The organism is Nocardia callitridis (assembly GCF_039543305.1).
Classification (GTDB): domain Bacteria; phylum Actinomycetota; class Actinomycetes; order Mycobacteriales; family Mycobacteriaceae; genus Nocardia; species Nocardia callitridis.
The window spans coordinates 83,749-106,970 of the sequence record NZ_BAABJM010000008.1; the positions used below are offsets into that span (position 1 = coordinate 83,749).

Sequence of the window (23,222 nt, forward strand, 5' to 3'; positions counted from 1 at the left end):
CGAGTCTGTACGCCCCCACGTGCGCGAGTACGCCGAAGGTGTCGGTTCCGCATGCAGCGGCCGTAGGTGCCGGTGACCCAAGGGTTTCGGATCGGCCAACCGGCGGGCGCTGCGCAGTGCGGGCGAACCGGGGTATGCGGTGATCGATTCGCGCATCGCGTGTGGGCCGACTGTCAGTGATTCGCCATGGCCCGGCGACCGCGTGGCTGGCCGATGTAGGTGGCTTCCTTCGGGATCGAGACCAGGGTGAGGTCGACCTGGGCGGTGCCGGTGCGCAAGGTGACGTGGTTGCCGATCGCGCCCGGCTGATGGATCGAGAGATCGGGGCGGGTGGCCGGCCAGCCCATCGGGTCGCCGGTCGCGTAGATCGTGGTGACACCGGCGTGCGGCGCCGGCGCGAGCACCCCGTCCACCACGGTCGCCGAGAAGCCCGCGTCGGACTGGTGAGTTTCGACGGCGATGGTGAGGCGTTCCGGATTGCCGATCGTGGTGATCAGGTTCTCCCAGGCATGCGCGCGGTCGGTGCGGATGAGGATGCGCTCGCCCACCGCGAGTGCGCGGAACACCAACTGCTGCGCCAAATACAGCTCACCGGCCACGTAGACGGTCGAGATACCGGCGCCGATGATTCGCACCGCGACACCGTTACCCTCGTCGTCCGATCCGATCAGCTGCCCGCAGCCCGAGGAAGGCAGGTGCAACGAATCCATCACCGAGATCGGGAATTCGGTCATCGGGACGGTGTCGTCCACGCCGGGAATCGCGATCGGCAGGTGCGCCAACAGGCTCTCGCGATGCCGACCGCTCAGCGAGACCATGCCGGAAAGCTTGCTGCGTTCGGGCAATTCGCGCGCGGTCAGTCGCCACGCCGCACCGACGCTTACCTGTTCGGCCGAGCTGCCCGGCCGCAGCCGCACCGCGACCGTGGTGCCACGTGAGGGCGCCACCCAGAGTTGGGCGAGCAGATCGGAGCCCAGCTTCTGCGGGTCCACCGCACCACCGATGTTCACGCTGTTGCCGATTTCGGCGTAGCGCCAATGATGTTCGAGCGTGCGCGGATCGAGCCCACCGGTGATCTGTTGGACCGCCTTCTTGATCTCGGGGGCGGTCAGCGTACGCGCGTTGCAGTCGGCGTCTTCCAGCGCGCGCATGATGCGCTGGGTCGCGATGGTCACCACCCTGGACGCGCCGTCGGTGCCGCCACCACGACGTTGCGCGGCCGCGGGCGAGGCGACCGCGTCGAAGCTGATCGCCAACCACACCGTGCGGTGCGCCGTCGCGGGCAACGGACCGAGCAACGACTCGTAGATCGTGCCCGCCGGCGTGCCCGACCTGCTGCGGTGGCCGTGGCTGATGATGTCGATGCCGCTGAGCAGAATGTCGTGCTGGTTCAGACTTTTCGCCAGTTCGGGCAGCGGAAGCAGGTGCGAGGCGTGCACCGTGGTGCGCGCGATGCGCGTGAGGCCGCCGGGAGGGGCGAGCACCTCGACCACCGTGACCACCCGGCTGCCATCCCAGTACAAACCGAGCGAACGCCCGTCGCTGCCACGGAAATCCACGGTGTCGCCGATGCCGTAGCCGCGCTTGGTGCGGTAGTGCCACCAGGTGGCGATCCAATCCAGCAGCGTCCGTTTGCCGATGGAGATCAGCGGAACGAGTCCGACGACGATCGCGACGCCGAGCGCCGCCAGTGCTGGCAATCCACCGATCAGCGCGCCAATTCCCGCGATCACGGCGATGACCTGCGCGACCAACAGGTTGTGCAACGAGATGCGCCCCAGCAGTGGCCGTGGTGCCGCGCCAGCGGATTCCGCCATCGTCGTCCCCCAAGAAAACCGGTGTCAGCCGTTTTCAGGCGGCCGAGCTGAACAATATTCCTCGCGAACTGTACTGTGTTCCGCGAACGCGAGCACTGTTCGGGGGAGGAAAAATGCCTTCAAGACCCACCACGCGCTGGCAGGTGAGCGGTTACCGCTTCCTGGTACGTCGGATGGAACACGCCTTGGTGCGCAGGGACGTGCGCATGCTGCACGATCCGATGCGCTCGCAGTCGCGCGCCTACACGGTGGGCATCGTGCTGGCCTGCGTTGTTCTCGCCGGTTGCGGTCTGCTCGCACTGCTGCGTCCGCAGGACAAGGTGGGCAGCAGCAAGATCCTCATCGGCAAGGATTCGGGCGCGGTGTACGTCAAGATCGACGACGTCGTGCATCCCGCGTTGAACCTGGCCTCGGCGCGGCTGGCCGCGGGCGGCGCCGAGAAGCCAGGCACGGTCAAAGACTCTGAGCTGAGCAAAAATCCACGCGGCCCGCTGATCGGCATTCCTGGTGCGCCCGCTTCGCTGAACTTCGACAAGGCCGGTACGGGTCGCCCGTGGACGGTGTGCGATTCGATGAAAATCGATGGCACCAACAACGTCACCACCTCCGTGCTCATCGGCGAGCTCGACCTCGGCGAGAAGTCGTCGCCGATGCCCGCGGACAAAGCGATGCTCGTGCAGGGCAAGTCGGCTACCTACCTCATCTACGACAACAAGCGCGCCAGGGTGAACACCTCCGTGAACGCCGTGATGGACGCGCTGCACATGCGCGGTGCGACCCCGCGCCCGGTCAGTGAGGGGCTGATCAACGCCATTCCCGAGGTGTGGCCGATCGAGCCGCCGCGCATCGATGATCCCGGCGCTGAGACGACTTACCCGGTGGGCGACCACCGGGTGGGCGAGGTCGTCGAAGAGGCAGGCACCGGACAGCATTTCGTGGTGCTCACCGATGGCTTGCAGGCGATCACACCGGTGACCGCGGACATCATCCGCAACTCGAACCCCGGCGCGGACCGCAATCCCACGATCACTCAGTTCGAGCACAGTCAGGCGGATACAACGAACCGGCTCCAGGTGGGGGATTACCCGAAGACCGCGCCGTCTCCGCTCGATGGCAAGGACCAGCCCATCAGTTGCCTGTCCTGGAAGCCGAATACGGCGGCCTCGAAGGACGCGGGCGGCGCCAACCGGGCCGAACTCTCGGTGCTCACCGGCGTCAGTCTGCCGATGCCCGCCGATGCGAAATTGGTGCCGTTGGCACAGGCCGACGACAGCGGCCCGAACCTCGACTCGGTGTACTTCAAGCCGGGCTCGGGTGCCTTCGTACAGACCACCGGTATCGAGCCGGACAGCCAACGCCGCGACAGCATGTTCTATGTCGGCGACACCGGCGTCCGCTTCGGCATCAAAGACATGGAGTCGCTGAAAGCCCTTGGCATGGACGAGCAGTCGGGCGTCAAGCCCGAACTCGCCCCATGGCCGATCGTCGGCCTCCTCGCGGGCGGCCCCACCATGGGTCGAGAGGAAGCCATGGTCGCCCACGACGGCGTGGCACCGGACTCGGCGCCCGCCAAGGAACCGGTGGCGTCCCCGAAGTGAGCGAGTGACATGGCTGACGATGAGCCCGCCGTGTGGGAAATACGACTGGGCATATTCGCGACCGAAGCCGAAGCCGGGGAGGTGAAGCAGCGCATCATCCACGCGCTGTGCCCGAATCCGGATCACGCACCTCCCTGCCCGATTCCCTGGGAGATCTCGGGATACGGCAGGGTTGATACGTCCGAGCTCGACACTTACGAAACGCTGCTCGAGCAGGTCAGGATCGAACGCGGGTCGAGCTGACTCGATGCCGTCCGCGGTGGATCGGAACGGGCCGGCGTTCATCGGCCCGTGTGCGAGTGCCGCTGACACCCGCCGCCTCGACCGGATTACCTGCTCGTCGCGAAACCTGGCCTGTGTCAGCACCTTTAAGTAATGGGTGATGAGGCACAAGTTTTTTTCCATATGTGACCTGCGTCACATATGGAACCGCCGGGGTGGTTGCTGCATCTAACCCTGTAGTGGCATTACGAAATCCGTTGAGCGGCAGAGGCACGGCGAGCAACGATATGTACCGCACCTTGCTCGGTCGTGGCCGACAACCGGCGCGCCCGAGACGGAACGGCTGCCTAAGGTAGGTCGATGATTGTATGTGCAGGACACGGCGTTTCGAGCCGCGACGGTGTTACGCTCGACCCCAGCGATGGGGAGGGTCTGATGAATGGTGGGGTCATATGAAGGTCGATCCGGCGGAGCTACGGGCTTTAGCAGCTTCGATGGACAAGATCGCAGGGGACATAGGCCAATTGAAGGCGCCGCCGATCACCACTGGAGCGTTGCCGTCCTCATCGGTGGCCGACGCTTGCACGACGGCGAATAGTGGCATCGAGGCTGCTTGGCTGCGAATGGCTATGCGTTGCAAGCGAGTATCGAATATCGCCAAGGGCGGAGCGACCAACTACGAGGTCACCGATCAAGAGTTTCGTGATGGTCTGAACGCGATGAGTGTCGATCGATGAGGTCCACGGATACGACGCCGACGCTGAGTGAGGTCCAATCGCAGTGGGATCCGGCCAAGCTGCGTGAAATGGGCGAGGGCATCAAGACTCGCGGCGGCGAGTTCATGGATTTGGTCGGGGCGACTGTCGAACAGATCAGGCAGGCGGGCTCGCACTGGAGTGGCGACGCCTACTTCGCGGCGTATGACCGCGTCGCTGGCGACCGCGACGCCGCGCAGAAAGTTGCGGACGAGATCGCCAACCTCGCGCAGGCCTTCATAGACGGCGGAGGCGCGCTCGTCGGATATCGCAACGTTTTGCTGAGCAAAGTGGCCACCGCGACGGATGCGGGGTTCACCGTCGGCGACGATTGGACGGTTTCCGGATCGGCGAATACCGCTGACCCGGATGGGGACTTGTACAGTCATCAGACGGCGATCACGACGGCTCTCAACGAAATGCTCGGCGCGCAAACCGACGTCGAGACATCGATACGGCAGTGCCAGGATGTCGTCGCGCAGCGGACTGAACAGCTCGGCGACGGCGACCCGCTCGATATCCCCAATGGTGATCACGCGCAGGATAATCCGAGCCTAGCCGTACTTGGCCAACAGATCGCCGCGACAACGCCTCCCGCAGCTCCAGAGACCGAACCACAGCCGGCGGAGTCCGGCGCACCAGTTGCGGGAGCGCCGGTGAGCGATGATCAACCGGCGACGAACTCGCAGCCAGCAACGGACGATCCGCCGAGCACCGCTCCGGCGCCCGAAGGGGCCACGGTTGCCGCGGCGGCTCCGGTTGCTCAACCGGGAGGAAGTCCGGCAGGGGGAAGTCCTGAGAGTACAACGGCACCGGAAAGCCCAGAGAGTGCACCGGCGGGCAGCTCCTCGGCTGCGCCTGCCCCCGCGCCTGCTGGCCAGCCCGCATCGGCTCCGACCGCTGCGATGAACCCGGAATCATGGACGCCGCAGGACGTGACGAGCTTGATCACGGCAGTAGGCGGCATTACCGGAACCGTTCCGGAACTACTCACCGCGGCAGGCGAAGTCGGCAAGGGCCTAGTCGAAGCCGCAGGTAACGCCGCCGGGCAGTTCGCCGACGCGGCCGACCAGGTGGCCAACACCTTCGAACACGCAGTCGGCAACGACGATCCTGGAGCTGCTCCCCCTCCACCCCCAGACAGACCCGCTCCGGACGGCCAGCCGCCAGGCGGCGAGCCCCCGGTAGACGACCAAGCCCCTCCCGGGACGGACGAGCCATCGGAGGGCGACGAGCCATCGGAACCAGCGGAGGGCGACGAATCAGCTAGTGCTGAAGGAGAATCAACTCAGCCAAGCGCTGCCGAGGTGAGCGACCAGGAAGGTCCCGATCCCAACGCATCGACAAGCAGCTTGTTCGGTCTTCCTGCAGTGTACGGAAGCGGCCGTGACCGTCAACGGCGCTCGGAACCTGTTTTGGCCGTGGTTGATCCCGGATCAGACGACGAGTAGAAGCGAACGGCAACTCGACCCGCGCTGGCTCCGGTGGGTCCGGTGGGTCCCGCCGACAGTCGTGGAGCAGTCGATGGTGATATGAACCGGACCACGGCGGGAGTGATCAATGTCAGTTAATGTTTTGCGGCAGGGGTAGACACGTGTAGCAATTGTCCTCTTTGTTCGGGGCAATCGCTTTTATCCGGCTGTGCGGCTATTTCGGGAACACGTATCGTTTCGGATTATTCGCGACAGTTAAACATCTAGTGTTGTTCGTCATACATTCAGAGTGGAACCGTCCTAGGCGCGGAGTCGTCCAATCCGCTGACGGAACAAACTGTCAGATAACGGACGAGGCTCTGCCGCAATTAAATTCAATCCACGCACACGAATCGCCTTGGTCGCGCTGCTCGCTGCTCCACCGCTTGGCGGTATCTGCCCGGCCGTCGCCAATGCTGCCGAGACCGCACCGGCGCACACGTCAATCACCGTGCCAGTCCACCAGAATAAGCCGCAGTTGGAGACTCTGTCGGCCGACGAGCAGGCCGCGCTTGATTGCAAAGCGCAGGGTAGATCTGGATGTGACGAGGCTGCCTACAACCGGGCCAAGCAGAAGATCAAGAAGAATGAGAAGTACGAGGGCGACAGGAACAAGCAGAAGCGCGGTCGCAAATAATACGAGCGGTCATGACCGCCAGTCTCGGTCTGTCGGCCACGGAACGTGGTCGCTGGGCATCGGTGGATGAGTAGTTTGGAGCCAGCAAAATGAGTGCCAAGTGGAGACAACTGCATTTCAGGGTGGAGGGCGCGGAAGGTGGGTCGCTTTCAGCGCTACTCAGAGACGTGGCCGACAGAATGGACACGTTCGACGACATCAGGGTCTTGGATATGACCATGCGCACGGTGTTGACGGAAGACGCCGAGTTCAAGCAGATCGTCGATGTCTATTACAGCCTGGACTCCGACGTTAGTGTCTCGGGCGAAATTCCAGCCGGATCGAATATCGTTTATCACGGCTCCCAAGCCAACCCGTCGGGAAAGGGAAGTCAGGGAGTTGTCGATCTGTTGAAGAAGTTCGCCGATGGGACGGTCGCTGGCCTAGGGGACGTGGCGATCGAGACTATAGTGTTCAAACCTCCGCTGGATGAGGAGACTGCTGACGAAATCGGCCCTTCGATGATTGTCTACTACACAGACTCTCGATAGGCGCTGCGTTAGCTGGGCGAATCGACCCAACTGCCGGACACTGTGCCGATGGACTCACTGAAACGGCGTGATCCCATGTGGTCACGCCGTTCCATCTTGCCCGATGGTCGTGCGGTCTGCGCCCCGCAGCGCTGGCCTCTATGTGGCTAACTTGGCCAGTCAGCCTGGGTGGTCCTTCGCTGGGTTCTTCGAAATAGATGGAACCGATCGCTCCGTGCATGCGTCCCTATATGTGTCGGACAAAGTATCGGGGGTGATAGTTCTGTAAGTGATAATTTCAAGGATCGATCGATATTCATGAGTCTATGAACGAAGGATAAGACATGCGGAAAAACTCAAGGGCTGCGGGACTTGTTGTTGGTGTTGGGGCACTTCTATTCAGCGGTGCCGCTGTGTTCCATGGTGGAGTAGCAGCAGCTGAAAAATATGATCCGAACGCAACTTTTGATACTGAGCAGCAATGCGACGACTACCTGCGCAGTGTGGGAGAGACGGGCCCAGGCTCTGCCCTTTGCACTCCTGGGCCCGGCAGTAAATTCCATATCTCTCCGCAAACCCAAATTCAATGGAACCGCTGAATGACGTCCCTGTCTAGGGTCGTTAGTGTCGACGTTTGATTCTTCGGTACTGTAAGCAGGTTGCCCTGCGTGTCGGAAGCAGCACGCAGGGCAATCGGTGTTTTCCTGCTCGTTTCGAGCCTGTGTATTCGCCTCAGGAAACGATTTTCTGATCATTTTAGCCGTGTCATACCAGAGGTGTCCTGCGACAACGTAATTGACTTCCGAGGCGCCTGGAAGTCAATACTTCCAGGCGAATCGGCTGACTCTAGCTACATATCGTCGTCGGAAAGCCCGAACTTGCGTCGGATCGGGAAGGACGCGAGGTAGCCGAGGATCAGCAGGGTAAGGATGCTTGCGGTGCCAATCAGGGCTACGTTGCGGGCCAAGTTGTCCGGTGGGGGTGGGGGTGCGGGGACCGCGAGTTGTTTGCTCAGGGGTGGTGTCGGCTTCTTGTCGTGAATAGTTTCGGGGACTTCGCTGGTGAGGGCTGCTATCGGATCGATGGCGCCGTAGCCGACGTAGGGGTTCCAGCCTTCGGCGGGGGCGTGGGCGGTGGCTTCGATGCGCCTGATCACCTGTGCCGCACTGAGTTCGGGGTAGCGGGAGCGGACGAGTGCTGCCAGGCCTGCGACGTAGGGAGAGGCGAAACTGGTGCCTTGGAGGGTGTCTTCCTTGCCCTCTTTGACCGTGCCGTCGGCGGTGCCGTTCGGGTCGCGGGGATTCAGTGACACGATGCCTTCACCCGGTGCGGCGACACCGAGCCACGGGCCGGGGACCGAGAATTTCGACGGCTGTCCGTTCGCATCGATCGATCCCACCGAAAGTGCGTATTGGTCGTATCTGGCGGGAGTGACGTTGGTGGTGACCGTGTTCCAGCCATCGGTATCGGGGTGTAGCGGGTCCAGGCCGGGGTTTCCCGCTTGGCACGTCTCCTCCTTGTTTCCCGCCGCGGTCACGACAACGACGTCCTTCTCGACGGCCGCGTATTGCAGTGCCGCACCGACCCCGCCATCCTTGATGTCCCCTGGGTTGCACATGACCAGCGAGAGATTGATAACGCTCGCCCCGAGATCGGCAGCCCTGCGTATTGCCGAGCCGAGTGTCTCGATCGGGCCGTATCCCTTCGGTGGATCTTCCGGGCGTTGTCCGCGCGAGGTGCCCTCTTCCTGATACTGACTGCTGTACTGCCGGATCGCCAGGATGTTTGCGTCCGGTGCGACACCGGAAAACCCCGGCGCCGCACTGGCACCGATGATGCCCGCGACGAAAGTTCCGTGCGCGTCACAGTCGTCGGTACCGTCGCTGGTGGAGACGTAGTCGCCGCCCCCCTGCAGGTTCGGCAGCCGGGAGTGGTGTTGGACTCCGGTGTCGATCACCGCGACGAGCTGCCCTGCGCCAGTGGAGAACTCGTGCGCCCGAGCCAGATCCAGCGCCTGCTGTGCGGGTGGGACACCGGGTCCATCCCCGCCTTTGCGGGTGCTCGTGCAGACCGAGTTGGTACCCAACTCGGTCTTTTTCGGTGGCGCGGGAGAGTCTCCCGAGGGCAATTGCCCCGCGTCAACCGGCGGCGGCCGATCGGCGAAAGCCACCCCCTGCCCCAACCCGAAGGACGCGCTGAAACCCACCGCCGCGGCCGCGGCCGCGACGCGCAACGTCCGGTTCACAGCCCGCGGACGAGGGAGTAGAGGCTGGTTACCCAGAAGGCCAGCGGGATGACCGCGGCGACGAAGGTGTATTCCAGCAGTTCGACGGCGCGGCGCATCGGCGGGGTGGCCGACTGGTTGGGGACGATGAGGCTGAGGATCAGTGCGCCGATCAGCACGATCATCGCGGCACCGAAGACCGCCAGGGGCTGATCCATGGCGAATCCCGCGCCCACCAACATGATCAGCACGATTCCGGCGCCGCCCGCGATGAGGACGACGGCCTGTTCGGCGCCCGCGTAGGTGCGGCTGCGGAACATCAGCACCACCGCGCACACCAGTGCGAACGCGATGCCTTGCCAGTAGGGCGATTCCGCGGTCGGGTCGGTGGCGCCGATCGCGCCGAGAACGGTGACCAGCGTGGTAGCGGCGACCAGCCCGGCCAGATACATCCGTGCGCGTTCGGCTTTCACCCGCAACGCTTCCATGGTCGGCAGCGCGCGGTGATCGTCCGGGTCGTCCTCGGTGGGGTCGATCGGGGTGCCTGGCGAGGGGACCGGCGGCAGCGGGAGCTTCGCCAGCAGCATGGAAATCCTTGGCGAGAGCGCGAGTCCGCCGAGACCGAGTGCGGCTACACCGGCGCCGACCGCACGCTCCGGCTGCTCGGTGAGCAACGCGATCAGCGATGCGGGTACCACGTACACCGCGACGGTGGCCGTACCGATGAACAATGCGAGCCCGACCCCGGTCACTCGCCACGCCAGAATCGCCGTGGCGCCCAGCAGTGCGGAGCCGAGAAGCACATGCGCCCAACCGAAGCCGTCGGGAACGAGCAAAAGACCCGAGGTGAACGCGGGCGGCAAAGCACAACCACCGAGCACGAGCGCGGTCGGGGTGTCGCCGTACATCCTGCTCAACACCATGCCCGCCACCACGAGCAGGATCGTCACGGCCAGCGCGACGATGCCGCTGATCCACACCGGCAGCGCGCCGGGGGACAAGGCGAGGCCGAGACAGCCCGCGATCATGGTGAGTCCGGCGAGTACCGAGCCGGTGATCCGCGCGGTGCGCGGGGTCCAGGTGCGGTAATGGTCGGTGTCGGCGATCGCGACGTTGTACATGATGTCGTCGAACAGCGGTGTCGGCGCGGTGTGCGAGGCGCTTTCGAGCATCAGCAATTCGCCGTCGCGCACGCCGTGTTCGCCGAGGCTCAGCGAATTGGAGAACGGGGGGTGGCCGATTCGCGCCAGCACCCACTCCGAGGGTTCGACGCGTTCGCCGTCGTTGTCGAACTCGTTGGTGCGGCTGTGTTGTGCCACCATGTCGACCACACTGGGGATCACCAGCGCCACCGGCACATCGACCGGGATCGCCATATCCACCTGAGTGTGTTTGGCCAGAATGGTCACCCGTGCCAGATCGGGTGCGCGGACGATTCCGCGCGAGGAGTCTTCCTCGATGTGATCAAGTCGCGCGTGCGTCAAGCCAGTTTCCCCCAACTCTTCCTAACCCTCTAACCACCGATAATCGCAAACCCGTGAGCCGGAGGCGGGCTTGCGAACCCACCGTTTGGACAGCAGAATGCTGGTCGAACTGTACGACATATCGGCTGTGCCCTCTACACTGAGGCCGAATCACAGCTGGCGAAGAGGGGGATCTCTACCGATGAGCACCGTCCGGTTCCAACGTCGTGCGCGCAGAGAGATGCCGCGCACCCCCGGCGGTGAAGTCACCCTGCAGCCGCCGCCCGAGATCCCACGGGTTACGCCGGGCAACCTGGTGATGAAGCTGATGCCGTTGGTGATGGTCATCGGTATGGGCGGGATGATGGCGCTGATGTTCACCCAGGGTGGTGGCATCGCGTCCAATCCGATGAGCATGATGTTCCCGGTCATGATGCTGTTCTCGATGGTCGGCATGTTCGCCAATCAGGGTGGCGGCAAAGGACAAAAGGCCGCCGAGGCCAACGAGGACCGCAAGGACTACCTGCGCTACCTCGACCAGGTGCGCAAGGATGTCGCCGAAACCGCCACGCAGCAACGTGCTTCGGTGGAGTGGAGCCACCCCGAGCCGGGACTGGTCTGGATGCTCGCCGGCACGAGCCGGATGTGGGAGCGCCGGGCGGGGGACAAGGACTTCTGCCACGCGCGCATCGGCATCGGCGGACAGCGTCTGGCGACCAGGCTGGTCGCGCCGGAAACCGGACCCGTCGAAGAACTCGAACCGATCGCCGCGGTGTCGTTGCGCCGCTTCGTGCGCGCGCACTCGACGGTGCCCGACCTGCCGACCGCGATCGCGGTGAAGGGCTTCGCGACCATCGCACTGGACGGCGACCGCGCCGAGGCCAGGGACATGACCAGGGCGATGTTGTTGCAGCTGTGCATGTTCCAGGCGCCCGACCAGGTGCTGATCGCCGTGGTCAGCGGTCCCGACACGACGCCGGAATGGGCGTGGACCAAGTGGCTGCCGCACACCCAGCACCCCGACGGCCAGGACGGCATCGGCAGCCAGCGCATGTTCTACGGGTCGATCCGCGGCGCGATGGCGGGCCTGCAACCGTTGCTGGCCAACCGCGTTCGCTACTCGCGCAACCAACCGGCCAACCCGAACATGGTGCACATCGTCCTCGTGGTCGATGGTGGTCTGCTCGAAGCCGAAGACGATCAGCTGCGTGAATCCGGCTACGAAGGCGTCACCATTATCGACCTGTGCGGCTACGCGCCGCGCTTGGCGGTGTCGCGCGGCATCAAGATGATCGTGGAGAACGGCGAATGCGTCGGCCGCGGCGCCACCGGCAATCAGGAACGTTTCGCCATCATCGACCGGATCAGCCCGCAGCAGGCCCAGCAGGTGGCACGCAGGATCGCGCCGTATCGGGCGGCGACCCAGCGCAGCAGTGATGTGGAAACCGAAGACTCCGAGGTGATCTCGACCTGGAGCCAGCTGATGAGCCTCGGCGACATCGGCACGTTCAACCCCGAACACGCGTGGCGTCCGCGCTATGGCCGCGAACGACTGCGCGTGCCGTTCGGTGTCGGTGCCGACGGGCTTCCCGTCGAACTGGATATCAAGGAAGCCGCCGAGAACGGCATGGGCCCGCACGGACTGTGCATCGGTGCGACCGGTTCGGGTAAGTCGGAGTTCCTGCGCACCCTGGTGCTCAGCCTGCTCGCGACGCACTCGCCCGATCAGCTCAACCTGGTCCTCGTCGACTTCAAGGGTGGTGCGACCTTCCTCGGTTTGGACAGCACACCGCACGTCGCGGCCGTCATCACCAACCTCGAGGAGGAAGCCGACCTCGTCGACCGTATGAAGGACGCGTTGGCCGGTGAGATGAATCGCCGCCAGGAGGTGCTGCGTTCGGCGGGTAACTTCGCCAACGTCTCCGATTACGAGAAGGCGCGTGCCGCCGGTGCCGACCTCGACCCGCTGCCCGCGCTGTTCGTGGTGCTCGACGAGTTCTCCGAATTGCTCACCAAGCACCCGGATTTCGCGGAACTGTTCGTGATGATCGGTCGACTGGGTCGCTCGCTGCACGTGCATCTGCTGCTGGCCTCGCAGCGCTTGGAAGAGGGCAAGCTGAAGGGCCTGGAAAGCCACCTGTCCTACCGGATCGGCCTGAAGACCTTCTCGGCCAACGAGTCCCGCCAGGTGCTCGGTGTTCCCGATGCCTACAACCTGCCCAACAGTCCCGGTGGCGGGTACCTGAAGTCGGATTCCGGTGAGATCCAACGCTTTCAGGCGTCGTATGTGTCCGGCCGCTACGTCGGTGGTGGTTCGCAGCGCAACATCACCATCGCTACTCAGGCCGGTGAGATCGACGTCAACGCGCGACGTTTCACCGCGGGGCACGTCGATTTCCGTTCCGCGGACCGGGTTCCGCTCCCGCCGGAGCCGACCGACGCCGAACCCGAGCAGAACGACGACGCCGAAGAGATCTCCAACCTGAACATGATGGTCTCCAGGATCGACGGCCACGGGCGCCCCGCGCACGAGATCTGGCTGCCGCCCCTGGACGAGGCGCCCACCCTCGACCAGCTCGCTCCGCGCTCGGTGCTCACCGGCGAATACGCCGCGGTGGCCACCCTGCGCGCGCCGATCGGCATCGTCGACCGGCCCTATGACCAGCGTCGCGATCCGCTGGTGGTCGACCTGTCGGGTTCGCGCGGCAATGTTTCCATCGTCGGCGGTCCGCAGTCGGGTAAGTCCACCGCGCTGCGTGCCCTGATCATGTCGATGGCGTTGACGCACACCGCCGAACAGGTGCAGTTCTACTGCCTCGACTTCGGTGGTGGCACGCTGATGAGCCTGCAAGGGTTGCCGCACGTGGGTTCGGTGGCCAGCAGGCTCGATGTCGACCTGGTGCGGCGCACCGTCGCGGAGATGACGACGATCGTGCGCCAGCGGGAAGGGCGTTTCCGGCAACTCGGCATCGAGTCGATGAGCGAGTTCCGGCGCCTGCGCGCGGAAGACCCCGCCAGCAGCTCGGCTGCCGCCGGCGCGCACGAGGACCCGTTCGGTGACGTGTTCCTGGTGGTCGACGGCTTCGGCTCGATCCGGCAGGACTTCGAACCCTTGGAACAGGCCATCCTGAACCTCGCGGTGCAGGGCCTGTCCTACGGCGTGCACATCGTCATCGCGCAGGCCCGCTGGGCCGAAGCGCGCCCGGCGCTCAAGGACCAGATCGGCACGAGAATCGAACTGCGCCTCGGTGATCCGATGGACTCCGACCTCGGCCGCAAGTTCGCCTCCCTGGTTCCGCAGGGGCGTCCCGGCCGCGGTATGACCCCGGAATGCCTGCACATGCTCACCGCGCTGCCGCGCATCGACGGCAGTGCCGACCCCACCAACCTCGGTCAAGCGGTCGGTGAGGCCGTCGCCACCATCGCGCGCCTGACGCCGGGACGGCCCGCGCCGCAGACGCGCATGCTGCCCGAGGAACTGCCTCGCGAGCAGTTGCTCTACCTGGCGGGCAACTGGCCGTCGCAGACGGACCCGGGCAAGAAGACCATGCGTTTCCCCATCGGGATCAACGAGTCCGAGTTGGCGCCGGTGTACATCGACTTCAACGAGAGCCCGCACTTCCTGATCATCGGTGACACCGAGTCCGGCAAGACGACCCTGCTGCATTCGCTCATCGCGGCGATCACCTCCTCGAACACACCGGCGCAGGCGCGCATCATCATGGGTGACTACCGCCGCAGCACCTTGGCGGGTGTGCCCGACGGCTACCTGGCCGGTTACGGTTCGACGGCACCGCAGTTCACCAAGAACATGAGCGACCTCGCGGCCTACGTCGAAAGCCGCACGCCGGGCCCCGAGGTGACGCCGCAGCAGCTGCGCGATCGCTCCTGGTGGGACGGCCCGGAGTTGTTTGTCATCGTCGACGACTACGACCTGGTGTCCACCTCCAGCGGAAACCCGGTGCAGGCATTGGTCGAAAGCCTGCCGCACGCACGCGATCTCGGCTTCCACCTGATCATCGCGCGGCGCTCCGGTGGCGCCAGCCGCGCCATGTACGACCCCGCGCTGTCGAGGATGAAAGATCTCGGATCGGCGGGTCTGATCATGAGCTGCCACCGCGACGAAGGTGTGCTGATGGGTAACACTCGGCCCAGCCTCATGCCGCCGGGTCGAGGCACCTTCGTCACGCGTAACGGTGAAGGGCTCGTGCAGACCGCCTGGATACCTTCCTTCTGATGTCGACGGTCGAACTGGTCGTCACCGATACCCGGATCTGGGCGCGTGGCGCGACCACGCACTGGGACGTGCCACCCTCGGTGGTGTTGGCCAGCAACGGAGTCGACCTCGTGGTCGGTGAGCCGGTCACACCGCCGACCCAGGTGAGTTCCGCCGTGCAGTTCGTTCCCGGTGACGGGCTCGCGCTGCTGCCGAGGGTGCCTTCGGTGCTCGACGCGCTGAGCGCGGTCTTCGCCACCGTGCTGCACAACCTGGGGGTCCAGCCACCCTGCGAGCGGATCCTGCTGGTCTGCTCGACGGAGTGGGGCGCGACGCGACGCGGGTTGCTGGAGCGAGCGGCGCGACAATTCGCCCAGCGGGTCGATTTCGAAGACATGGCCGTGCGTGCGGTGGCGGCCGATCACGGCACCAGCCACAGTCGCCGCACCCTGGTCCTCGAATTCGCCACGCTGACAACCACGGTGACCGCGGTGATCCGCGGCCACGAGGGTGTGCACATCGAGTCCTGCGAGCACGAACCGACGCTCGCGTTGCCGGAGATCATCGGCCCGGAGTCGCCCGGTCTGGGGAAGCTGCACGGCCTGCTCGGCCGGATGGTCGATGGTCAGTCCACCGACCTGGTGCAGGCTGTGGGCCTCGGCGATCCCTCGTCGGTCGAGGTGGTGCGTTCGGCGGTCGAGCAAATCTGCGGTCCCGGTGTGGAATTGCGTCCGGTCACCGGGCCCGACCTGGTGCGCGGTCGACGACCGGAACCGCATGAGCAGCCGCAGCCCACGATGGCGATGCCGCGAGCCACCGAGTGGATGCAGCCGTTGCGCGAGCGTGCGGCGGCACAGCAGCCCGAGCGCAAGCCGTTGGGTTTCGTGCTGGCCGGTGTCGGCGTGCTGGTGCTCGTTGTCGCGGTGGTTCTCGGTGTGGTGCTGGTCGGCGGCTCCGACAAGCCCGCCACCACGGCCACGGCGGCCGAAGCAACCACACACCCCTCGTCGGTGGCGCCGACCACCCCGGATTCGGGGACTTCGGAAACCTTCGGGCGCCTGCGTTTCCAGGTTCCCGAAGGTTGGCAGGTGGCCGCGCCCTCGGATCAGCAACAGACATCGCACGTCGTACTGACCCCCACCGATGGCACTCGCCAACGCATCACTGTGACGCAGACGCCGCTGGATCCCGACTTCGGCTACGACCAGGTCGCCGCGCAGCTGGAAACCCAGATGGCGCAGCGCCCTCGAGGTGTGCTCGGCGAGTTGCGGCGCGACGTGGTGTTCGGTGGTCGTTCCGGACTGGCCTACACCGAACGTCCCGGTGACGGCTCGACCGTGCGGTGGCATGTGTTGCTGGAATACGGGGTTCAGGCCAGCGTCGGTTGCCAGTATGTGGGGGATGGGTGGCCGCAGCTGGAGACCAGCTGCGAGGAGTTCGGGAATTCGGTCCATGTGACCGAATAGTGGTGCGAAGACCACCACCGGGTGTCACCGTCGGTCGCCGCGGTCGCGGTGGCCACAGGAGGCACGGATACCCCCGCCGCACAGCACCTCTGGCGGACCGGCGGTCAACGGTGTCGCCGGAAAACCCGCACCGCCGTCCGATGGGCATTCACGTTGGCGATACCCATGGTCGACACCCCAGACGGTGCGTGTGCCCGGCGGGTCCGCTCGAACTTCAGCGGCGTGCAGGAACCGACCGAAGACAAAACTCGGGCCCCGGCACAAGTGCCGGGGCCCGAGTTCGGTTCGCGTTGAACGGGTTTCTCAGAAGAGGCCCGCGAGCGCGGTGTCGGTGCCCTGCAGGTCCGAGTTACCGCTGCTGACCAGCTTGCCCGCACCGTCGAGGGTGGTGTTGAGCTGGATGACGTGGTTGTTCCAGCCGCGCTGCAGCTCGGCGAACGCCTCGTTCGCGTCACCCTTCCACGCGGTCTCGACGAACTCCTGGACCTTGCGGTGGAAGGACTCCAGTTCGTTCCTGATGCCCTCCGCACGGGCGATGATCTGACGGGCGCCGTCCTCGACACCCGAGAAGTTGGCGGAAATGTTCGAAGATGCCATTGCTCAGGCTCCTTTACTCAGTGATCGGGAATTAGACGGCGGGCAGATCCAGGCTGGAAACCTGGGCCTGCACCTTGCTGGCGAAGTCGGTGTCCTGGTCCTCGTAGGAGGAACCGGCCTTGATCAGCTTTTCCGAGGTCTCCATGAGCTTGTCGTTCAGCTTGTCGGCCTGGACGTAGTAGCGCTCCATGAAGGCGTTGAACGCATCGCGGGCAGCACCCTGCCAGTTCGCACCGTTGGTGACGTTGTCCTCGTCGGTCTTCAACTGCCGGATGGCGGCCATCAGGCTGTTGTGCTGGTCCTGGAACTCCTTGGCCTTCTGCTTGATGAGCTCGTTGCTCGCATTAAGCTGTCCTGCCATTGCGATTCCTCCTGTTTCGGTCGATGGTCAACGTCGCAAGCGTCCAGCTGACCTCTTCATAGTGTTGGACGCGGGTGCGGCCCGATCGGTTCCCTCTCATCGGAAAGACCTTCCGGTCTCGGCGCTCGCGCCCACAATGGATCGAACGGAAATCACCGATCGTGCCCGAATCCCGCTGAGAGTTACCGAGTTGTCGAGTCTGCGGCTACCCGTCCCGGACGACAGGGCCTGAATCGCCCCCCGAACATCTCTCGACATCGCTGCCGTCCTGACTGTGTGTCCATGGGTGCCGTCACATCTGTCTCGTCGGCCAGCGCACCGCTCCCCTCCTTCCCCCTGCTCGCTACCACCTGAACTGGCGAGTGGGCTGGCTGCGAATACCCTACCGAACTTCTCGGCACCGCGTCTACCAGAAAGTACGCGTCCGGTATCGAAAACGCCGGTGGCGAAGCCGATCCGCGCGGACCTGCGCGTGTCGGCCGGGTCGTCGCGCTATTTCACGACCTTCGCGATGGCGGGAACCATCTTGTCGACCAGGGTGCCGGTCGACTGACTTGTCCACGACTTGAACGCCTGCACCGTGGAAGGGTCGTCCACCACAACGATCTTCGCGCTGCTCGACAGCAGGCTCGACGGCAATCCGCCGAGCCCGCCGTTTCCCGCCTGACTGTCGCTGCGCAATACCAGCGCCACATCCGACTCGATGAGGTCGGAGGAATACGTCGTCGGCGACATCGCGCGCGGCGATTTCTCCGCACCGACCGCCTTGTATTTGGTGCTGTAACGAAATCCGATGTCTTGCAGGAAATCGGACTGATCGCTCGGTGTGAGCACCACCGATAACGTCGAGTCCCCGTAATTGAACGCCGTCACCGTTTTTCCGTCGAATTGCGGATTATCCTTGCGCACCTGGGCCATGTGGTCACCGGTCTCGCCGTCGGAGCTGTTGGACAGGAACAACGTGGTGCCCGCGGCGACGGCGACCGCGACGACGACCGTGAGGATGGCCGGTAGCAGCAGGCGGCGGGCTCGGCTCGGGCGGTTGCCATTACGCAGCGTGGAGATCAGGTTTTGATCGGTCTCCTCGCGTTGGGTCACCGAATGTGTCGCCGAGACGGCATTCGGGTCGGTCGGTGGCGCCGCGACCGCATAACGCGGCTCGGAGGTGTACCCCATATTCTGGGTGTTCGGCGGTGGCGTTCCGTAGAGCGCGGCCTCGGCGGCCTGCACGAATTCCCGACAGGTGCCGTATCGCTCGGCCGGATTCTTCGCCATCACCTTCTCGATGACACCGTCGAGCGCGAGCGGAAGACCCGGTCGCACCGCGCTCAATTTCGGTGGCGGCTCGTGCAGATGACCCATCATCACCATGGCGGGCATCGTCGACGGGTAGGGATTCTGTCCGGTGAGCATCTTGAACAACGAGCAGCCGAGGCTGTAGATATCCGCGCGCGGATCGAGGCTGCTGCCGACCAGTTGTTCCGGCGGTGCGTAGGCGACCGTGGCCATGAATTGACCGGTCTGCGTGAGCTCTTGACCGTCGTCGGAGGATTTCGCCACCCCGAAATCAGTGAGCAGCACCCGCTCCTGGTCGTCGCCGTCGACGGCCGACAGCAGAAAATTCGCTGGCTTCACGTCCCGGTGCAGCAGGCCACGCCGGTGCGCGTAGTCCAGGCCCTTGCCCACCTCGCTGATAATGCGCAGCGCGCGCTGCGGCGGCATCGCCGACGGCCCCTTCTTCACCTCTTCCGAGGCGTCGGTGCCCTCGACGTATTGCATCGCGATCCAGAGCTGACCATCCTCCTCGCCGCGGTTGTACACCGCGACGATATTCGGATGATCCAGGCCCGCGGCCAGATTCGCCTCACGCTCGAAGCGTGCGCGGAATTCCGCATCGGTGGTCAGATCCGAGCTGAGCACCTTGAGTGCGTCGCGTCGGGGCAGAATCGGGTTCTGCCCCAGGTAGACGGTGCCCATTCCACCGCTGCCGAGGACCTGTAGCACCCGGTATCCGCCCACGATCGCACCGGGCCGCAACGCCATTCGGTCCTCCTCAACGCATGTCTGGCAAAAGCTGTTCTGGCTAGCCGCAGGGAATACTCGGCAAGTGGCAGGGTATTGCACCGCTCGCACCAAGGCATGGCGGTACTTCGATAGTCGGCGGCCGAATCACCGCTCGAACGCGAGCAACTCGTACTGTGCCGCGGTTTTTTGGTGCAGGTCCTGGACGTTATTGCTGGCCACGTGCGCGACGTAACGGTCGAACACGATGTAGCACTGCGGGGTTCCCGAGGTGGCCGCCGGTCTTCCCGGTGTCTCCACCGGCTGGAAGCACCGCGCCCTCGGCAGGTTCGGTGGTGGGTCCGCGGGGGCGCTGTCGGGGTCGTCGTCCAAGGTCTGTGTCTCGAAAAGGCGGGCGGCCGCCGCCGCGTCCTCGGCTCGATAGACCTCCGCACCGCCCCCGAGCGCGACCCGGTCGACACCGGCGTCGAGCAGGGAATCCCGCATCGAATTCGGCTTCTCGGCGTAGCTGAGCACAGTTTGCACGGGAAACACGCCGGTGCGTGGTGCGCGCGAACCCGCCTGGCCCGGCTGCGGGGGCATGGTGCGACTGAGTAATCCGTCGACATCCACCGCAAGTGTGGCGATCTCCTGCACCGGTGTCGGCTGATACTGCCCGAGCATGTCGGTCATCTTGTCGAGTGTGCGCTTGATCAGGTCGGCGGGCGTGCCCGCCTCGAACGGCACACTCACCGGGTCCTCGAACAGAACGTTGAGCACCAGATCGCCTTTGGCGAGAAACGCCTCCAGATGTGGGTCGTACCCAGTGGTATCGAACTTCGCCTTCGCTTCGGGATAGCCGGGGATGGTCGCGACCTGGCCGGAACCACGGTTCGACAACGCGGTCACCGCCCCTGCGGCTTGCTCGGCATTGCCGAACCGGAACACTCGAAGGGCGATCGAGCTGCCCAAGTTGGGTGCGGAGCGGCGTTGCCCCTGAGTGCGCCAACCGGTCACCAATCCCGGTGCTACGGCGTCGAATTCTTCCGGGTCCACACCGTCGACGGCCGCCGGGTATTTCCCGGTGATCGCCCCGACCTTGTAGGACCCGGCTGCGACGTGGATGTAGCGGCTGTCGATATCGGCGACCAGCGGTGTCGCCGCGCCGATGCGCCCGGCCTCGATCAGCAGACCGGTCTGGTCGTCGGTGTCCTTGCCGACGTCGACCGGCGTCGTGGGGTAATTGCCAGGATCCAGTTTTGTCACATCGACTTCGGGTGTGGCGTCGCCGTCGTCAGAGCCGCAGCTCACCGCGGCTAGCACGAGCGTTACGCTCAGTACGGTCGCTGCCAGGCGCCAGCGCTTCCTGGATACCTGCGTCATCGTCGCTTACCCATCACTCTTGGCCAGGATTTCGTATTGCGCCGCCGTCCGCTCCATCAGGCGCTGATCCGACCCGGTCGCGTCGAATTTCGACGAATACACCACCGCGACATAACGGCCGTAGACCACGACGCAGAAATCGTTGTACTGCCGGTTGTCGTCGCGTTGGTCCAGGAGCAGACACCGCACGTCGGGGAGACCGGGCGGCGGGTCCATCTCCTCGTCATTGCGATCCGCGATCACCAGCGCGTTCTGCAACGCGAACGAGGCGGCGAGATCACGGGTCCGGTACACGGTGGATGCCCTGCGGCCCACCAGGTCAACGCCGCCGGACTCGAACGCCTGGCGCACCCGCACCGGGTTGCGCTCGAAATGCAGCACACCCTCCGGTTCGAAGGGGCCGAAGTCCTTCTTGTCGAAGAACGGGTCGGTGTAGTCCGTCGCCGTCGGCGCGGCCCTGCGCATGATGCCGTCCGGGTCGATGGGCAGATCGAGCACATCGTCGAGTGGGATGGGTTGCTGCGCGTCGAGCGCGGGGAGCTGCTTGTCCAGCGTTTTACGCACCAGCTCGCCGAGCGCGCCCGGATCCGGTTGCGGCACTCCGGCATTGGTGACGACGACGTACGGTCCGTGCGCCTGGAAGGAGAGCACCGCACGATCATCGCCCGACGACGAATGCGCGTCCGGGTATCCCGTCACCGGAACCGGGTGGCGCTCACCCTGTTCGCGCGCGACCCTGTCGAACTCCTCGACGGCGCCCCTGCTCGCGGCTTCGGTGGGAAACCGCAGCGTGGAGATGATCAGCTTCTTCGTGTTGCGCAGGCTGCCGTTGGTGCGCGAAACATACGCCCCCGCAACGATGTCGAACTTCTCCGCCACCGGTCGGTAGGCCTCGGGAAACGCGCCGTCGGCCGTCATGCTGTACGGGTCGACGATGAGCCGGACGAAGCCGAGTGTGCTGATCTCGCTGTCGACATCGAACGGGTGGACCAGGAAATTCAGCATCCTGCGCGCCTCGACCAGTCGCACGTCCTTCGCGCCGTCGACGGTGTGCATCTCGTATTCGGTGGGTTCGGTGGCCTGCGCACCGGTGCGTAGACCCGACATATCCACCGGAGTCATGCCGGGGCCGGGGGTGCCCGCGATCGTGTTCGCACAGCCAGTCGCCGTCAATGCGACGGCGAGTAGCACGGCGGGCCACAGCTTTCTGTTCACCTGCTCGTCCTCACGGGCTCGTCAGCAGCGCGTACTGCGCGGCGATCTTCTGGTGCAGGTCCTGCAACTGCTTGCCGAACGCCTGCACCACATATCGGTCGACCTGGAAGACGCACAGATGCATCGCGATCGTTTCCGGATCCGACTTGGGGGTCACCTCGCCGTAGCATTCGACGTTGTCGCCGAGGCCGCTCGGCGCCTCGACCATCCGCTGCTCGGGCTCCAGATGAGTGGAGGGCCGCCACGCCGCCCACAGCCCCTCCGCGCCGGTTCGTGCGGTGCTGCGGAAGACGACCGCGTCGCCGAATGACACGAGATCGACGCCGTTGTTCTGCATTTCGGGCAAGGTGGTGTCCTTGGCTTGCATGAGCGACAGCGACCCTCGACCGGTGAACACCCCGTCCGGCTCCGCGCGGATCAGGTGATCGGTGTCGCTCGGCAGCGTGCGCCCGAGCAAGCCCTGCGGGTCCAAAGGGATGCGCGAGAGCCCATCGGCGGGTGTGGGTTGGAACTGATCCAACAGGGGCAACTGCACGGCGAGCATGCGCTGCACCTGATCCACCAGCATCCCCAGATCGGGTGGGCCGATGTCGTCGACCACCTTCATGAAGATCACGTACCGGTCGTGCACGGTCCACGAACCGATCGAATTGATGCTCGGTCGCCAATGCGCGGTGGTATCGGCGTGGCCGGGGATCGGCACCGGTTGGTTGTCGCCGCTGTAGGTGAAGTCGTCGTGTTCGAGCGTCGGTCCGACCTCGCTCGCGATCTGTGCGTCGGGGAACTCCAACACCGCGAGGTTCATCGTCCGGCGCGGTGCCGCCCACTCGCCCCCGGTCTGCCAGGCATTGACCCACCCCGCCGACAGATCCTCGGCGACCTCGTCGAAGGTGTCGTTGATGACCAAGGGGCCCAATGTCTTGCGGTTCAGCACAATGTGTGGGCGCACGCCCCACGCGTCTTCGACATAGGCCGGGTCCGCCTCATAGGGCAACGCGACGTGATCCGAGAGCCGCTGAGATTCCCGCGCGCGTGCCTGTTGGTCGTTCTTGGCGTTCCCGATCTGGCGCGGAACGCTCGGGTAATTGCCGACATCAAGCGTGGACGGGTCGGGTGCTTCGCGAATCGCATGACCGGCGATCTCCGTCTCACCGCAGCCGCCGAGACCGAAAACCAGTGCCGTGGCGACCAGTACGCCCGCCGATTTTCGTGCCAGGGGTGCCCTCGCGCCAAACCCCATCGTTCCTCCCCGAAACTCTGTCGTTCCCGCGAAATGCTACTGCACC

General features: G+C 64.9%; 17 protein-coding genes. 8 read left to right on the forward strand and 9 right to left on the reverse strand.

From position 1 onward, the window contains the following. Positions 1-173 precede the first annotated feature (173 nt). Positions 174-1,817, reverse strand: a complete 1,644-nt coding sequence (gene eccE, locus ABEA50_RS28045; protein WP_345499285.1) for a type VII secretion protein EccE — start codon at positions 1,815-1,817, stop codon at positions 174-176. Between the two features lie 113 nt (positions 1,818-1,930). On the opposite strand from eccE, the gene eccB reads away from it, so the two are divergent. The 6 genes from eccB (at position 1,931) to ABEA50_RS28075 (ending at position 7,031) form a co-directional block, all read left to right on the forward strand. Then, entirely contained in the window at positions 1,931-3,415 is a 1,485-nt protein-coding gene (gene eccB / locus ABEA50_RS28050) for a type VII secretion protein EccB (protein WP_345499286.1), read from the forward strand. Between the two features lie 9 nt (positions 3,416-3,424). Then, positions 3,425-3,658, forward strand: coding sequence for a hypothetical protein (locus ABEA50_RS28055; protein ID WP_345499287.1), 234 nt, complete (start codon positions 3,425-3,427; stop codon positions 3,656-3,658). 431 nt (positions 3,659-4,089) lie between these two features. After that, entirely contained in the window at positions 4,090-4,374 is a 285-nt protein-coding gene (locus tag ABEA50_RS28060) for a DUF7162 family protein (RefSeq protein ID WP_345499289.1), read from the forward strand. Beyond that, on the forward strand, positions 4,371-5,843 hold the full coding sequence (locus ABEA50_RS28065) for a hypothetical protein (RefSeq protein WP_345499291.1): 1,473 nt from the start codon (positions 4,371-4,373) through the stop codon (positions 5,841-5,843). Before ABEA50_RS28060 ends, ABEA50_RS28065 begins: the two co-directional genes overlap by 4 nt. A 379-nt stretch (positions 5,844-6,222) precedes the next feature. Further along, positions 6,223-6,501, forward strand: coding sequence for a hypothetical protein (locus ABEA50_RS28070; RefSeq protein WP_345499292.1), 279 nt, complete (start codon positions 6,223-6,225; stop codon positions 6,499-6,501). 89 nt (positions 6,502-6,590) lie between these two features. Then, the gene (locus ABEA50_RS28075; RefSeq protein WP_345499293.1) at positions 6,591-7,031 is read left to right on the forward strand and encodes a hypothetical protein; all 441 of its coding nucleotides are present in this window, start codon (positions 6,591-6,593) and stop codon (positions 7,029-7,031) included. A gap of 829 nt (positions 7,032-7,860) precedes the next feature. Here the strand turns inward: ABEA50_RS28075 and mycP are convergent. Next, positions 7,861-9,255 carry a type VII secretion-associated serine protease mycosin gene (gene mycP / locus ABEA50_RS28080; protein WP_345499295.1) on the reverse strand — a complete coding sequence of 465 codons (1,395 nt, stop codon included), beginning with the start codon at positions 9,253-9,255 and terminating at the stop codon, positions 7,861-7,863. Then, on the reverse strand, positions 9,252-10,718 hold the full coding sequence (gene eccD, locus ABEA50_RS28085; RefSeq protein ID WP_345499296.1) for a type VII secretion integral membrane protein EccD: 1,467 nt from the start codon (positions 10,716-10,718) through the stop codon (positions 9,252-9,254). Before eccD ends, mycP begins: the two co-directional genes overlap by 4 nt. Positions 10,719-10,899: 181 nt before the next feature. Here eccD and eccCa point away from each other — a divergent pair, with 181 nt between their 5' ends. Both eccCa and ABEA50_RS28095 read left to right on the forward strand, forming a co-directional pair. After that, positions 10,900-14,934: a type VII secretion protein EccCa gene (gene eccCa, locus ABEA50_RS28090; protein ID WP_345499298.1), complete on the forward strand. Its 4,035-nt coding sequence runs from the start codon at positions 10,900-10,902 to the stop codon at positions 14,932-14,934. Further along, positions 14,934-16,379, forward strand: a complete 1,446-nt coding sequence (locus ABEA50_RS28095) for a type VII secretion-associated protein (protein ID WP_345499300.1) — start codon at positions 14,934-14,936, stop codon at positions 16,377-16,379. The genes eccCa and ABEA50_RS28095 overlap by 1 nt, the downstream gene beginning before the upstream one ends. Before the next feature lie 303 nt (positions 16,380-16,682). Here the strand turns inward: ABEA50_RS28095 and ABEA50_RS28100 are convergent, their stop codons facing one another. The 6 genes from ABEA50_RS28100 to ABEA50_RS28125 form a co-directional block, all read right to left on the reverse strand. After that, a complete protein-coding gene (locus ABEA50_RS28100) occupies positions 16,683-16,976 on the reverse strand; it encodes a WXG100 family type VII secretion target (protein WP_345499301.1) in 294 nt (97 codons plus the stop codon). A 31-nt stretch (positions 16,977-17,007) separates the two neighbouring features. Continuing rightward, positions 17,008-17,337 carry a WXG100 family type VII secretion target gene (locus ABEA50_RS28105; RefSeq protein ID WP_345499302.1) on the reverse strand — a complete coding sequence of 110 codons (330 nt, stop codon included), beginning with the start codon at positions 17,335-17,337 and terminating at the stop codon, positions 17,008-17,010. A 492-nt stretch (positions 17,338-17,829) separates the two neighbouring features. Next, positions 17,830-19,380 carry a serine/threonine-protein kinase gene (locus ABEA50_RS28110; protein WP_345499303.1) on the reverse strand — a complete coding sequence of 517 codons (1,551 nt, stop codon included), beginning with the start codon at positions 19,378-19,380 and terminating at the stop codon, positions 17,830-17,832. A gap of 126 nt (positions 19,381-19,506) precedes the next feature. Continuing rightward, positions 19,507-20,721, reverse strand: a complete 1,215-nt coding sequence (locus ABEA50_RS28115) for a DUF7373 family lipoprotein (RefSeq protein ID WP_345499304.1) — start codon at positions 20,719-20,721, stop codon at positions 19,507-19,509. A gap of 6 nt (positions 20,722-20,727) precedes the next feature. After that, the gene (locus tag ABEA50_RS28120; RefSeq protein ID WP_345499305.1) at positions 20,728-21,936 is read right to left on the reverse strand and encodes a DUF7373 family lipoprotein; all 1,209 of its coding nucleotides are present in this window, start codon (positions 21,934-21,936) and stop codon (positions 20,728-20,730) included. A 10-nt stretch (positions 21,937-21,946) separates the two neighbouring features. After that, positions 21,947-23,176 (reverse strand): DUF7373 family lipoprotein, encoded by a 1,230-nt coding sequence (locus ABEA50_RS28125; RefSeq protein ID WP_345499306.1) that lies wholly within the window; start codon positions 23,174-23,176, stop codon positions 21,947-21,949. Positions 23,177-23,222: the final 46 nt, after the last annotated feature.